Source organism: Rhizobium sp. WYJ-E13, assembly GCF_018987265.1.
Taxonomy (GTDB): Bacteria; Pseudomonadota; Alphaproteobacteria; order Rhizobiales; family Rhizobiaceae; genus Rhizobium.
On the sequence record NZ_CP076853.1, the window covers coordinates 3,752,743 to 3,766,546 of the forward strand.

At 58.1% G+C, this 13,804-nt stretch carries 12 protein-coding genes and 1 tRNA gene; 4 read left to right on the forward strand and 9 right to left on the reverse strand.

All coding sequences use genetic code 11. The features are described 5' to 3' along the window. Positions 1-3: 3 nt before the first annotated feature. Both KQ933_RS18695 and tesB read right to left on the reverse strand, forming a co-directional pair. Complete coding sequence (locus tag KQ933_RS18695) at positions 4-354, reverse strand: P-II family nitrogen regulator (RefSeq protein WP_007814595.1); 351 nt, start codon at positions 352-354, stop codon at positions 4-6. Between the two features lie 212 nt (positions 355-566). Beyond that, the gene (gene tesB, locus KQ933_RS18700) at positions 567-1,451 is read right to left on the reverse strand and encodes an acyl-CoA thioesterase II (protein ID WP_216756244.1); all 885 of its coding nucleotides are present in this window, start codon (positions 1,449-1,451) and stop codon (positions 567-569) included. 85 nt (positions 1,452-1,536) lie between these two features. Here tesB and KQ933_RS18705 point away from each other — a divergent pair, with 85 nt between their 5' ends. After that, positions 1,537-2,751, forward strand: a complete 1,215-nt coding sequence (locus KQ933_RS18705; protein WP_216756245.1) for a ubiquinone biosynthesis hydroxylase — start codon at positions 1,537-1,539, stop codon at positions 2,749-2,751. 9 nt (positions 2,752-2,760) lie between these two features. Here KQ933_RS18705 and KQ933_RS18710 read toward each other — a convergent pair whose 3' ends face one another. The 4 genes from KQ933_RS18710 to KQ933_RS18725 all read right to left on the reverse strand — a co-directional run bounded on the left by KQ933_RS18710 (position 2,761) and on the right by KQ933_RS18725 (position 5,272). Further along, positions 2,761-2,949: a Trm112 family protein gene (locus KQ933_RS18710; protein WP_216756246.1), complete on the reverse strand. Its 189-nt coding sequence runs from the start codon at positions 2,947-2,949 to the stop codon at positions 2,761-2,763. Between the two features lie 8 nt (positions 2,950-2,957). Beyond that, entirely contained in the window at positions 2,958-3,629 is a 672-nt protein-coding gene (locus KQ933_RS18715) for an LON peptidase substrate-binding domain-containing protein (protein ID WP_216756247.1), read from the reverse strand. Positions 3,630-3,731: 102 nt separating this feature from the next. Then, positions 3,732-4,706, reverse strand: a complete 975-nt coding sequence (gene trxA, locus KQ933_RS18720) for a thioredoxin (RefSeq protein WP_216756248.1) — start codon at positions 4,704-4,706, stop codon at positions 3,732-3,734. Positions 4,707-4,762: 56 nt separating this feature from the next. Further along, entirely contained in the window at positions 4,763-5,272 is a 510-nt protein-coding gene (locus KQ933_RS18725) for a prolyl-tRNA synthetase associated domain-containing protein (protein ID WP_216756249.1), read from the reverse strand. 257 nt (positions 5,273-5,529) lie between these two features. On the opposite strand from KQ933_RS18725, the gene KQ933_RS18730 reads away from it, so the two are divergent. From KQ933_RS18730 to KQ933_RS18740, 3 genes are all read left to right on the forward strand, one after another. Further along, positions 5,530-5,604 (forward strand) — tRNA-Gly (locus KQ933_RS18730). Between the two features lie 558 nt (positions 5,605-6,162). Beyond that, entirely contained in the window at positions 6,163-8,625 is a 2,463-nt protein-coding gene (locus KQ933_RS18735; protein ID WP_216756250.1) for a phosphoketolase, read from the forward strand. 98 nt (positions 8,626-8,723) lie between these two features. After that, the gene (locus KQ933_RS18740; protein ID WP_216756251.1) at positions 8,724-10,043 is read left to right on the forward strand and encodes a glucoamylase family protein; all 1,320 of its coding nucleotides are present in this window, start codon (positions 8,724-8,726) and stop codon (positions 10,041-10,043) included. A gap of 107 nt (positions 10,044-10,150) precedes the next feature. On the opposite strand, the gene KQ933_RS18745 is transcribed toward KQ933_RS18740, so the two are convergent. From KQ933_RS18745 to KQ933_RS18755, 3 genes are all read right to left on the reverse strand, one after another. Next, positions 10,151-11,839, reverse strand: coding sequence for an ABC transporter ATP-binding protein/permease (locus KQ933_RS18745; RefSeq protein WP_216756252.1), 1,689 nt, complete (start codon positions 11,837-11,839; stop codon positions 10,151-10,153). 162 nt (positions 11,840-12,001) lie between these two features. Then, positions 12,002-12,871: an ABC transporter permease gene (locus tag KQ933_RS18750; RefSeq protein ID WP_216756253.1), complete on the reverse strand. Its 870-nt coding sequence runs from the start codon at positions 12,869-12,871 to the stop codon at positions 12,002-12,004. Further along, on the reverse strand, positions 12,871-13,791 hold the full coding sequence (locus KQ933_RS18755) for an ABC transporter permease (RefSeq protein ID WP_216756254.1): 921 nt from the start codon (positions 13,789-13,791) through the stop codon (positions 12,871-12,873). The genes KQ933_RS18750 and KQ933_RS18755 overlap by 1 nt, the downstream gene beginning before the upstream one ends. Positions 13,792-13,804: the final 13 nt, after the last annotated feature.

Below are 13,804 nucleotides of genomic sequence, written 5' to 3' on the forward strand. Positions count from 1 at the left end.
TTTTTACAGCGCTTCTGAATCGGTCTCGCCCGTACGGATGCGCACGGCATGGTCGATCGAGTAAACGAAGATTTTGCCGTCGCCGATCTGGCCGGTCTTGGCAGATGCTGCGATGGCCTCTACCGCCTTGTCGACGATTTCGGATGCAACCGCGATTTCGATCTTGAGCTTCGGCAGGAAGCTGACCGCATATTCAGTGCCGCGATAGATTTCGGTATGTCCCTTCTGGCGACCGTAGCCCTTCACTTCGGTCACGGTCAGGCCCTGGATGCCGATCGCCGTGAGGGCTTCGCGGACCTCATCGAGCTTGAAAGGCTTGATAATGGCCATCACAATTTTCATCTGGTTTCCCATCCTTCGTTATCCTCGGCGCGGAGCCGACTCTCCTTGCCGCTGACGGTTTCTTCAACAGCGACCGGCGATAGACATTCAAAGGGCGTGCCAGATTCGTGACAGTCTTTAAGTTATTGAAATATAAAGGATACAGGGGATGACGCTAATAAACAGGCAAATGATTGGCCAATAAGCGCACAAATAATGCGCAAATTTATAAATATGCACATTATTTATTCATTTGCCTTTTTCCGAATCAAGCCCTCCTGCGCGACCGACGCGATCAGGACACCTGACCGTGTAAACAGGCTACCACGGGTCAATCCCCGGGCACCTGAGGCCGACGGACTGTCCTGCGTATAGAGCAGCCAGTCGTCGAGTTTGTCCGGCCGGTGGAACCACATGGCATGGTCGAGACTTGCGACCTGCAAATTCTGATCGAAGATGGACGTTCCATGGGCATGCAGCGATGCATCAAGCAGCGTCATGTCCGAGAGATAGGCAAGTACCGCGGCCTGATAGAGCCGGTTGTCCGGGACGGGACCGGCGGCGCGCACCCAGACGTCCTGCCGTGGCTCGAGCTTCTCACGCGTGAAGTAATGTTTGAGCGAGACCGGTCGAATTTCGATCGGCCTCTCGCGCTCCCAGTATTTGCGCACAGCCGTCGACGCATGGGCGAGATACTGTTCCTTGATCTGCTGCTCGCCGAGCAGCGTTTCCGGCATCGGTACAGCCGGCATGGGGACCTGGTGGTCGAAGCCCGGTTCCTCGACCTGGAAGGAGGCCGACAGTGCAAAGATCGCCTTGCCGTGCTGGATCGCGACGGCGCGGCGCGTATTAAAGCTCGATCCGTCACGGATGCGCTCGACCTGATAGATGATCGGCACGGAGGGATCGCCGGGGCGCATGAAATAGGCGTGCAGAGAATGAATGAAGCGTTCGCCCTCGACCGTGCGGTGCGCCGCCATCAGTGCCTGTGCGATCACTTGCCCACCGAACACCCGCTGCCAGCCGACCTGAGGGCTGCGGCCGCGAAAGATATCGACCTCGATCGGCTCGATATCCAGCGTCGAAATCAACGTTTCCATGGCGGTGGGCTTGCCCGTCTGCTCCGTCATTTTGTTCGGCTCCCGGCGGTAGGAAGTGGTAACCTGATGATCTATATAGATCGCATCTGATCGTAGGAAGTGACAGGAGCCGATGATGCTGGACATGCTGGTTGTGGGCGGAGGTTACGTCGGCCTGTCCGTGGCCGTGGCGGTCAAGCAGGCAGCACCTCATCTCAATATCGCCGTCGTCGAGGCGGCACCCGAGCACGCCTGGAAGACGGATATGCGCGCTTCCGCCATCATTGCGGCGGCGACGAAGATGCTTGAGGTCTTCGGCATCTGGGACGAGATCGAACCGGAGGCCCAGCCGATCAGCAAAATGATCGTCACCGACTCCAAGATGTCCGATCCGGTCCGCCCGATCTTCCTGACCTTCGACGGCGAAGTGGCCGAAGGCCGGCCATTTGCCCACATGATCCCGAATGTCGTCATGGTCGGCGCGCTGCGCGGCGCATGCGAACGGCTCGGCATCGAGATCCGCCACGGCCTCAGCGCCACGGGGCTCAAGACGGGCGACGCCAATATCGAGGTCAGCCTATCCAACGGCAGTACGCTGCAATCGCGCTTGCTGGTCGCCTGCGACGGCGTGCGATCCAGACTGCGCGACCTTGCCGGCATCAAGACCGTGACCTGGGATTATGGCCAGTCCGGCATCGTCACGACGGTAGAGCATGAGCGCCCGCACCATGGCTGCGCGGAAGAGCACTTCCTGCCGTCCGGCCCCTTTGCCATCCTGCCGCTGCGCAACAACCGCTCATCGCTGGTCTGGACCGAGCGAACGAATGATGCCGCCAGACTCGTCGCCGCGGACGATCTGGTTTTCGAAGAGGAACTGGAACGCCGCTTCGGCCACAAGCTCGGCGCCCTCAAGGTCGTCGGCGATAAGCGGGCATTCCCGCTCGGCCTCACGCTCGCCCGTTCCTTCATCGCTCCACGCTTCGCGCTTGCCGGCGATGCCGCACATGGCATCCATCCGATTTCCGGCCAGGGCCTCAATCTCGGCTTCAAGGATGTGGCAGCGCTTGCCGAAACCATCGTGGATGCCGATCGACTCGGTCTCGATATCGGCGCCATCAACATTCTGGAGCGTTATCAGAGCTGGCGCCGTTTCGACACCTTCCGCATGGGCGTCACGACGGATGTGCTGAACCGGCTCTTTTCCAACGACATGGCACCAATCCGAATCGCCCGCGACTTCGGTCTCGGCATCGTCGATCGCCTGCCCGGTTTGAAGTCCTTCTTCATCAGCCAGGCGGCGGGAACGACAGCCAAGGACAATCCACGGCTGCTCTCAGGCGAAACGATCTGACATTACTCGTCAGTCTTCGAGTGTGCGCGCTTCCGAAACCAGCATGATCGGAATGCCGTCCCTGATCGGATAGGCAAGCCGCGCCTTTTCCGAGACCAGTTCATTGAGCTCGCGATCGTAGGAAAGCCGCCCCTTGGTCAGCGGGCAGACGAGAAGTTCGAGAAGTTTCGGATCAACCCGGCTCAGCTTTTCGTCCATGGCATCCTCTACTGCAGCACGGTGTCGGAATCGCCAAAAACGCGGGCGAGAACGATTTCAGTGATGGCGATCAGGGTTTCCGCCCTGGTTTTCAGGTCGGGTGCCTCAAGCAGCGCCTGCTTCTCAGCCGGGCCGAAGGGCGACATCATGGCGAGCGAATTGACGAGGGTAAGATTGCTGGCGCGCTCCACGCTCTCCCAGTCCGCCTCCAGCTTGTTGGCGTCGAGATAGGCCTTGAAGGCCGTCAGCAGGGCGCTGCGGTCGACGGCATCCTCCTCGTTTTCGGCAGAAAGATCGGAAATGAATGGCGCTATGCGGAAAGTACGGAACGGCTGACCATGTGATCGCTCCTCCAGCAGCCGGAAGCGGCACACGCCTGTCAGCGAGACGATATAACGCCCATCGCCGGTTTCGGCATAGGACGTAATCCGGCCAAGGCAGCCAACGGCCGCAAGCTCCGGCGCATGTGCCTTGTCCTCATGCTCGCCGTGCGCCGGCTGCACCATGCCGATCAGACGGTTTCCGGTGAGCGCCGCATCGAACATCGCAAGATAACGCGGCTCGAAGATATTGAGAGGTAACTGTCCGGCAGGCAGGAGAAGCGCACCTGTCAGGGGAAAAACAACAATTTCGTCCGGTAAATCACCGGGCTTCAGATATCTGGCATTGCCCACTTGCATGAAGACTGGTCCCGCACTCTTGCGGTGGGCGTGTCCAACACGCCCACCCTGACGAGAAATGTGGTGCCCTTGTCTGAAAACGCAAGGGTGAAGGCGGCAAACTCAGGAAAACAGGATCGAGGAAAGCTTGCGGCGGGCCGAAACAGTCGCCGGATCCTTGAATCCCCAGACCTCGAAGAACTGCAGGAGCTGGCGCCGCGCACCATCATCGTCAAAGGTGCGATCCTTGCGCATGATGAAGAGCAGGTGTTCAGCCGCTTCCTCGCGCTTGCCCTCGACATTCAGGATCTTGGCGAGTTTCAGGCGGGCTTCGTGATGATCCGGGTTCAATGCCAGCTCGCGCTCCAGGGCAATGGGATCGCCGAGCTTGCGGGCTTCTTCTATCTGGTCGAGCTTCTTCAGCACCGCCTGGATGCCGGCATCCTTGGAAGCCTCTTCCGGCAGTTCGCTCAGCATCTGGCGGGCCTCGCCATGCCGGTCGGCCGCGATCAGGCACTCGGCCATGCCGGCAAGCGCCTTCGCATTTTCCGGATCAGCCTGAAGGATGGCACCATAAAGCTGACCCGCTTCATTGATATCTCCAGCGGCCAGCGCGTCGGAGGCCTGCGCTAGATAAGCTTCGATTTCTGCGGTCTCATCGGCACCCGCAGGACCCGCGAGGCGATCGATAAACTGGCGAACCTGGCTTTCCGGCACCGCCCCCATGAAACCATCGGCCGGGCGCCCATTGACGAAGGCGATGACGGCTGGAATGGACTGGATGCCAAGCTGACCGGCGATCGAAGGATGATCGTCAATGTTCATCTTGACCAGTCTGACGCGGCCCTGACCTTCATTGACGACCTTTTCCAGAACCGGCGTAAGCTGCTTGCACGGACCACACCAGGGCGCCCAGAAGTCGACCAGCACCGGCTGATTGCGCGATTCCTCTAGAACATCCTTCGCGAAATTCGCCGTTGTGGTGTCCTTGATATAGCCACCGGCCGCTGTCGCAGGCTGGGGTGCTGTACCGTAGCTCGCCGTTGCCGACATCTGGTTGCCGAAAGAACCGTTGTAGGGATTGTCGCTGCCGCTCATGGATATCTCCCGCCGCGCCGATCTGCCGGCGTCTCTTGTAGCGCTAAAATCGTATGTCAGCACGTCACTTTCAAGACAAGCGGCTTATGCCCCGTCGCTTCCATAAATCGTATCAGGTCGGCGCTGCCGATCGAAGTGGTCGCGTCGTTGGAGAGCGGGTGGCAGTTTATGATGTCGTCATGCATCAGATCCGCATCGAGCACGAAGGTGACATTGTTACCGGTATCGTTGATCGCACCGAGCGCAGTAACCGCGCCCGGAATGACGCCCAGATATTCCATCAACTTTTCAGGCTTGCCGAAGGACACGCGGCCGGAGGCACCGATGATGGTGTGGACCTGCTTAAGGTCGACAGCGGCATTTTCCTCCACCGTCAGCAGGAAATAACGATCTTTCTTGTCCCTCACGAAGAGGTTCTTGGTGTGGCCACCGGGAATCTCGTCCCGCAGCGCCACCGATTCGGCAACAGTGAAGACGGGAGCATGATCTTTGGTGCTGTGGGCGATGCCGATTCCGTCGAGAAAGTCGAAAAGATCCTGGCGAGTCTTGGGCTTGTTTTCGGTCATCGTCATTCCATCAGACAGGAAAAGATAGATTGGATTGTCTGCTTACGTCCGCCTCATCAACTTGGCAATCTTCAGGACCGACGCATTGCCCTGCATTCGCGGCGTTTCCGAAGCCGGTTTTCCACCGCCAGAACTTTTCTTCGTTTTTCCGTCATTTCCCTGTTGCATTTGAAAATCGTTTGGGCGATATAGCGCCCGTCGCCGCAAGGTGGCGCCCACGGTCCGCTACTTACTACCCCGGACCGGCGTGGATTTGAGCGGGTGTAGCTCAGGGGTAGAGCACAACCTTGCCAAGGTTGGGGTCGAGGGTTCGAATCCCTTCGCCCGCTCCAGTTTTCCCAATATGATTTATGCATACCAAAGCTTAAAACGTCTTTATGACGTGCGCTTGGTGTTGCCATCGGCCGTGCAGCGAACGCCATGACTGGCTTCGTCAGGACAAAAGCAGGCCAAGTATCAATCGATACCCGATGCCGGAAGGCATGCGTTGTTCCTTCGGTCGCCTTTCCACAGACAAATTTGCGGCGTTCGATTGATCCAACTCAATGCAAAATGAGGTAGTATCCGATTAGGCTTCTTGCGCTTTGTTGGGAGGATTCTTCGCGCAAGCGGTTACCTATACCTACCTCTGGCATAGGCAGAGGAAGATTCCCATCGTTCAGAGCTGCGGTGGATCGACATGCTCGTCAAAGATGTAATGACGACAACGGTTGTCACAGTATCACCCGACAACAGCGTTCGGCGGAGGGTGTCTGTGGTGTCCGCGGCGTGGTGGAGCATTTCTCGGAATCTCCTCCTCAATAATACCCCAGCATCGACATGAGACTGCATCGGCCTTCGTGAAATAGGCCAACGAGATTCAGCAATGTTATTTTGATTGGGAGACTCAGATGGCCTCACCTGAAACGGCAGTGATGAACAAACCAGCCTCAATCGCGTCGTCTGGAAAGACCCCGCTTTCCACTGAGGAACTCCGCCTGATGGACGCCTATTGGCGGGCATCGAACTATCTGTCGGTCGGGCAGATCTATCTGCTCGACAATCCCTTGCTCAAAAAGCCGCTCGCACGCGAACACATCAAGCCGCGGTTGCTCGGCCATTGGGGAACCTCGCCAGGCCTGAACATGCTGTATGTGCACCTTAACAGGGTGATCAAGCGAGACGACCTCAACATGATCTATGTGATCGGCCCTGGCCATGGCGGACCGTCGCTTGTCGCACATGCCTATCTGGAGGGGACGTACACCGAATTCTACCCGAATATTGGTCAGGACGAGGAAGGCATGAAGCGGCTGTTCAAGCAGTTCAGCTTTCCCGGCGGCATCCCGAGCCACGTCGCTCCCGAAACACCAGGGAGCATACATGAAGGTGGCGAGCTCGGTTATGCGCTCAGCCACGCCTATGGAGCAGCCTTCGACAATCCCGATCTGATCGTCGCCTGTGTTGTCGGTGACGGAGAAGCCGAAACCGGGCCGCTTGCGACGGGATGGCATGGCAACAAGTTCCTCAATCCAGCCCGTGACGGCTGCGTTCTGCCGATCCTGCACCTCAACGGCTACAAGATCGCCAATCCCTGCTTCCTTGCCCGTATTCCCAAGGAGGAATTGCTGAAGTTCTTTGAGGGCATGGGATATGCGCCCCTCTTCGTGGAAGGCCATGAGCCCGACAAGGTGCAGCAACAGCTTGCCGCGGCCATGGACACCGCCGTCGCCAGGATCAAGGCGATCTGGTCGGAAGCGCGGGACAAGGGAAATGTCAGCCGGCCGGCGTGGCCGATGATCATCTTCCGCACGCCGAAGGGCTGGACATGCCCGGAGGAAATCGACGGCAAGAAATGCGAAGACTATTGGCGCTCGCACCAGGTTCCGATGGGCGACATGGACAAACCGGAACATATCAAGGTGCTTCGTCACTGGATGAAGACCTACAGGCCTGAAGAACTTTTCGACGACGATGGCAGACTGCATGCTGAACTGGCCGCGCTGGCACCGACCGGACATCGCCGGATGAGCGACAATCCGCACGCAAACGGTGGTCTGTTGTTGCGCGATTTGAAGATGCCGGATTTCCGCGATTATGCTGTCTCTGTCCCCAAGCCCGGTACAGTCACAGCAGAATCCGCTCGCGTCATGGGCAAGTTCCTGCGCGATGTGATGAAATTGAATCTTGGCAGCAAGAACTTTCGGCTGTTCAGCCCCGATGAGAACAATTCCAATCGCTGGCAGGACGTGCTGGAGGTGACGGATCGCTGCTATATGGCCGAAATCTACCCCGAGGACGATCATCTGTCGCCCGACGGCCGCGTCATGGAGGTCCTGAGCGAGCATCAATGCCAGGGCTGGCTTGAAGGCTATCTGCTCACTGGCCGTCACGGCTTTTTCTCCTGCTACGAGGCGTTCATTCACATCATCGACTCGATGTTCAATCAGCACGCCAAATGGCTGAAGGTGTGCAACCACATTCCATGGCGGCGGCCGATCGCCTCGCTCAACTACTTCCTGAGTTCGCATGTGTGGAGACAGGATCACAACGGCTTTTCTCATCAGGATCCTGGCTTCATCGACCATGTGATCAACAAGAAGGCAGAGGTCATCCGGGTCTATCTTCCGCCGGATGCCAATACGCTCCTGTCCGTCACCGATCATTGCCTGCGCAGCCGCAACTATGTGAACGTGGTGGTGGCGGGCAAGCAACCTGCTCCGCAATGGCTCACGATGGATGAGGCCATCAAGCACTGCGCCGAAGGTCTCGGTATTTGGCAATGGGCCAGCAATGACCGGGATTCGGAGCCGGATGTGGTCATGGCTTGCTGCGGCGATGTGCCGACCTTGGAGACGCTCGCCGCCGTCCAGCTGATCCGCGAGCACCTTCCCCAGGTGAAGGTGCGGGTCATCAATGTCGTCAATCTGATGAAGCTTCAGCCCTCGAGCGAACATCCCCACGGGCTTTCGGATCGTGACTTCGATGCGTTCTTCACGAAGGACAAGCCGATCATCTTCGCATTCCACGGATATCCCTGGTTGATCCACCGGCTGACTTATCGGCGAACCAACCATAAAAACCTGCACGTCCGAGGATATAAGGAAGAAGGAACGACCACGACGCCGTTCGACATGGTCGTTCTGAACGAGCTCGATCGCTTTCATCTCGTCGAAGACGTCATCGATCGGCTGCCCCAACTTGGCGCGCGCGCGGCCTATTTCAAGCAGGCAATCCGCGGGAAACTGATCGAGCACCGCCAATATATCGAGGCGCATGGTGATGACATGCCCGAGATCAGCGGCTGGACGTGGGGGGTCAAGAGCACGGAAAAAATGAAGGCGGGGACTTCCACAGAGGGAGACAATGCCTAGCCGACGCGTTGCGCCTAAACGATCATACCGGCAGGCGTCCGACCAACGCCGCCTCCGGTTGTCCGACGAAACCATCTGATCTCCTCGGTTACCCTATCATGTCGGAATTACTGTCAACCGATCCTGAATTGAACCGAATGCCAACGGATGAGGACCTCGGTCGTCTTCAGTTCACGACATTGCTCTACTATCTGCAATGCACGAATCCGGACAATGGATTGGTTCGCGACAAGACACAGGCGGGCGCACCGGCGAGTATCGCCGCCATCGGCATGGCTCTTGCGACCATTCCTGTCATCGTAGAACGCGGCGTCGTCATTCGTGAGTTTGCCGCCAAGATCGCGCGACGTCGGCTGGAATTCCTGATGTCCTGCCACCAGGGGCCGGAACCTGACGCATCCGGCTACAAGGGTTTCTTCTACCATTTCCTCGACATTGAGACGGGGCGACGGGTCTGGCAGTGCGAATTGTCAACGATCGACTCGGCTTTCCTGTTCGCCGGTGCCTTGACCGTGGCAGCCTATTTCGATGCAGACACCGAGGACGAAGCGAAGGTTCGCGCACTTGCCAAATCGCTGTATGAGCGCGTTGACTGGAATTGGGCTCGCGACCACGGGGCTACGCTCACCCATGGCTGGCGACCGGAAAGCGGATTCATTCCGTATCGGTGGCGCGGCTATGACGAAGGCCTGCTTCTTTACATTCTCGGACTCGGCTCACCGAGCCACCCTCTGCCGCCTGAAAGCTTCACCGCCTATACGGAGAGTTACGAATGGCGGAATATCTTCGGACGTGAATTGCTCTATTCCGGTCCGCTCTTCACGCATCAGCTTTCACATATGTGGATCGATTTTCGTGAAATTCGCGATAAATTCATGCGCGAGCACGACAGCGACTATTTCCAGAACAGCCGGCACGCCACTTTCGTTCAGCAGGAATACGCCATTCGCAACCCGCTGGACTTAAAAGGCTACGGCGAACATTGCTGGGGTTTCACGGCAAGCGATGGGCCTGGCTGGATCAAGCGAAACATAGACGGCGTCGATAGGGAATTCTTCGACTACGTCGCCCGGGGCGCACCCTATGGGCCGGATGATGGAACGGTATCCCCCTGGGTTGTGGTTGCCTCGCTGCCGTTTGCGCCGGAAATCGTCATCCCGACCGTGCGAAACTTTGCCCGCATGAAACTGGGCATGACGCGACTTTACGGGTTTAGGCCGTCGTTCAACCAGACATATACGACTGGCGACAACAACGACGGATGGTGGGTCAGCCCCTACCATTTCGGGATCGACCAAGGTCCCGTCGTCCTGATGATCGAAAACTACCGGACCGGCTTACTGTGGAACATCATGCGTCGATGCGAGCCGGTTGTAGTCGGACTAAGACGAGCAGGGTTTTCAGGCGGCTGGTTATGATGGTCTTGCCGAATCCGCCCGAATTTCCTGAACCGGCTTGTGAACGAACGACGGACAGTGAACGCCGCAGACGACTTGGGTTTTCAAAGAACCAAGCTGCATAACAGTCAGGCTTTCTGTTTTTGATCGATCCACCTCCAGGAACCGTCCGAAGCATATTCCAGAACGGCATCATAGGATGAGCGCGGGGCACCCGGCTCGGCGAAGTTGACGCACGCGATCCTTCTTTCGGCTAAGAGCCCGAGGATCGCGGTCAGAAGTTCGTGACCGAAGATGGCGTCGGCTTTTTCCAGAATAATGTATGACGGAGTGGCTAAGATCGCGCTTGCAAGTGTGACGAGCTGTTGTTCGCGCGGCGACAGCAACGTAGACCAGTCTTGCTCGCTGTCCAGATCGTTGGGTGTCAAATCGCGTGCGAGGCCGAGATTCCTCAACAAAGCGAGAATTTGGTCATCCGTTTCCCCGATCGAGCGCTCCGGCGGCGCCAGAATCTGGCGCAGAGTTCCCGGACCCGAATAGGCCCGCTGACCGAGAAATCGCACATATTGGCGGGGTGGGATGACGATGCGCCCAGTGCCTGACGTATTAAGTTCTGCCGTGGCCCGGAACAAAGCGGTGGCCACGGCCTCACTTTCTCCGGCAACGATCACTCGCGTATCTGTCGGTATGAGAACCGACAAATCCTTCACCAACGCCTCTCCCGTCGGCGACGTCAGCGTCAGATGTTCATAGCCAAGACTCCCCTCAGCCTCGACGTGTTCGAGATTGATGTCTGCTGGGCTGCTGGGCTCCTCGATCGCTTCCAAAAGGGAACTGAGACGCGCCACGACGGTCGCGAAGTTCGAGATCGAGTTGAATTGTGCGACGATGAATGAGAACGCACCGACAAGCATGGCAAAGGCCGCCGCCGACTGCGTGATGACACCAAATTCCATGTCACCGCGCATGAACGCGGGCGCGATGATGACGACCGGAATGATCTGTATCATCCAATTGTAACCGGTGGTGAAGAAACCAACGTTGCGATTGATGCCAATTATCCGCCTGAAGTTTGCGGCGAGGCTATCAAACTGCTTGAGGAGCCGATCTGTGTGGCGTTGCTCGGAGCCCCCGATGATGATCGATTCTGTATTGTCGCGAACACGGATCAGTTCGGACCGGAAGGCCGCTTCGCGGTCGAGCTGGTTATAGTTCAGATTGATCAAAGGTCGTCCCAACATGATCGTCATAAACGACCCGAAGGCCGCGTAGATAACCGCAGTAAAGAAGAGAAGCGGACTGATCAGCCACAACACGCTCGAAAAGGTGAAGACCGTCAATACGCTGCTGAGCAGCATAAGCAGAAAGGAGAGTGTCGTCGTCGTGAACGCTTTGACATCCTCGGCGATCCGCTGATCAGGATAGGAAACTTTACCCTGAATGCCGAGCCGGTAGAACGTACCGTCGGTCATATAAACGCCGATTGCACGACGGGTGAGGTATTCTCGCCAAAGCAAAGCCAGTCGTTCTTCGGCGAAGCGGGCAATCACCGATACGACCGTCGAAGCAGCAAAAGCGCCAGCGTAGAGGATCGCCTGGCGAACAAATTCGGCAGTCTGCCTTTCAGCGATCGCAGTCATGAAGTGCCGGCCGACGAAGCTGTTGACGACATTCAGAGCGCTGATGCCGGCAAAAAGAGCGATCAGCGACACGAGAAGGAACCCGGCTCGTCCACCGACATCGGATGTCATGAACAATTTGATCGCGTGGATGAACCGCGTTGCCGTCAACTTGAGCGGAATTTGCTGCTGGCCCATAGTCGTCCCCCCAACTTGTGTTTGGACGAACTATAGCGCGAAAAACGTGCGACAGAGAATGGCGCGCGAGCGGATGAGCGAGCCTTCTCCTGGGGCTCCCAAACGGGATATGGCTCGTAGACAATCGATCCCGCGCAACACACGACGCGTTGCATCTATCTGCTATTTTCGTGGATCGAGCAGATCGCGCAGGCCGTCGCCGAGAATGTTGAAGCCGAGTACGGTGACCATGATCGCGAGGCCGGGAAAGAGTGACATGTAGATGTTGAGGCCGAGATAGTTGCGGCCGTCGCTCATCATCGCACCCCATTCGGGAAGCGGTGGCTGTGCACCAAGGCCGAGGAAGGAGAGGCTTGCAGCCGACAGTATGACGGTGCCTGCCGTGAGCGTCGACTGTACGATGATCGGGCCAATCGCGTTGCGCAGGATGTAATGCGTCATGATTCGGTGGCGCGACACGCCGAGCGAAATGGCCGCCTCCACATAATCCATTGCCTTGAGGCCGAGCGTCAGATTGCGGCTCAACCGCGCATAGACAGGCACCGAGAAGATCGCGATGGCGATGAGCAAGTTGACGAGGCTGGTGCCGAGCACGCTGACGATGAGAATGGCCAGAACGATCCCCGGGAAAGCGAAGAGGATATCCATACACCACATGATCGCCTGGTCGACATAACGCCCGGTCATGCCCGACAGAATGCCCAGCGGAACGCCGACGACGACAGCGAGCCCGACGCTGAGCACGACTTCAAGAAGCGAGATTCGTGCGCCATAGAGCACGCGGGCGAAAATATCCCGGCCGTTGTCGTCGGTGCCGAAAGGGTGCTCCCAGGAAGGCTCGAGCATGGTCGAGAGCAGGTCCTGCGAGTAGGGATCGGCCGAGGTGAAGAGCGGAGCAAAGACCGCCATCAGCACGATGATGCCGATCAGCCCACCACCTATGGTGATGCCCTTGTGCGTCGCAAGCCAGCGCAAAGTGCGGCGCAGGCCGCCGCTGCCGGTCGCAACCTTTTCCGCTTCGCTCATCGCCATCAGTCGAACCTTATCTTCGGATTGAGCGCCGCAATCGCCATTTCCGCCAGGAAGTTCATGACGACGACGCCGGTGACGGCAACAAGCGTCACGCCCTGGATGACCGGATAGTCACGGTAGCGAACCGAATCGACCAGCAGGCGGCCGATGCCTGGCCAGTTGAAGACCGATTCGGTGACGACGGCACCGCCGATCAGGCTGCCGAAATTCAGCCCGACGATAGTGACGATCGGGATCAGCGCATTGCGCAGCGCATGGCTCCAATAAATCGAGCCGGGCGCGACACCCTTGGCCCGCGCCGTGCGGATATAATCCTGTGCCAATACCTCGATCATGCTGGAACGCGTCATCCGGGCGATCACAGCCATCGGCAGCAGCGCAAGCGTGATCGACGGCAGAATGAAGCTCTTCCATGAGGTGGCGCCGAGAAGCGGCAGCCAGCCGAGACTGACGGAGAATGTGTTCATCGCCATCAGCGCCAACCAGAAATTGGCAATGGACGCGCCGGCGATCGCCAGCAGCATGACGGCCTGGTCCGGCCAGCCGTGCCGGTAGATCGCCCCGATCATGCCGGCCGGCACGCCGATCGCGATCGCCAGTAGATAGGCCGTGATCGCAAGACCGAGCGTAAACGGCATGCGCTCCGCGATCTCGTCGACGACGGGCAGCTTCGATTTGATGGACATGCCGAGATCGCCCCTGATCGCGCCATAGGCGAACTGCCCATATTGTTCGGCGATGTTACGGTCGAGGCCCAGACGGGTGCGCATATTGTCAACCGCTTCCTGCGTGGCTTCGGGGCCGGCCATCATGCGAGCCGGATCACCCGGAAGCGCGCGGATGGCGACAAAGATCAGCATCGATACGCCGATCAGGATCAGCGGCAAGGCGAGCAGCTTCTTGAGAATATAGGCTTTCATCGGACCGTCATCG

Coding starts and splice junctions, on each gene's coding strand:
- KQ933_RS18695 (WP_007814595.1), bottom strand. CDS start 354: ATGGGAAACCAGATGAAAATTGTGATGGCCATTATCAAGCCTTTCAAG.
- tesB (WP_216756244.1), bottom strand. CDS start 1,451: ATGACGGAGCAGACGGGCAAGCCCACCGCCATGGAAACGTTGATTTCG.
- KQ933_RS18705 (WP_216756245.1), top strand. CDS start 1,537: ATGCTGGACATGCTGGTTGTGGGCGGAGGTTACGTCGGCCTGTCCGTG.
- KQ933_RS18710 (WP_216756246.1), bottom strand. CDS start 2,949: ATGGACGAAAAGCTGAGCCGGGTTGATCCGAAACTTCTCGAACTTCTC.
- KQ933_RS18715 (WP_216756247.1), bottom strand. CDS start 3,629: ATGCAAGTGGGCAATGCCAGATATCTGAAGCCCGGTGATTTACCGGAC.
- trxA (WP_216756248.1), bottom strand. CDS start 4,706: ATGAGCGGCAGCGACAATCCCTACAACGGTTCTTTCGGCAACCAGATG.
- KQ933_RS18725 (WP_216756249.1), bottom strand. CDS start 5,272: ATGACCGAAAACAAGCCCAAGACTCGCCAGGATCTTTTCGACTTTCTC.
- KQ933_RS18735 (WP_216756250.1), top strand. CDS start 6,163: ATGGCCTCACCTGAAACGGCAGTGATGAACAAACCAGCCTCAATCGCG.
- KQ933_RS18740 (WP_216756251.1), top strand. CDS start 8,724: ATGTCGGAATTACTGTCAACCGATCCTGAATTGAACCGAATGCCAACG.
- KQ933_RS18745 (WP_216756252.1), bottom strand. CDS start 11,839: ATGGGCCAGCAGCAAATTCCGCTCAAGTTGACGGCAACGCGGTTCATC.
- KQ933_RS18750 (WP_216756253.1), bottom strand. CDS start 12,871: ATGGCGATGAGCGAAGCGGAAAAGGTTGCGACCGGCAGCGGCGGCCTG.
- KQ933_RS18755 (WP_216756254.1), bottom strand. CDS start 13,791: ATGAAAGCCTATATTCTCAAGAAGCTGCTCGCCTTGCCGCTGATCCTG.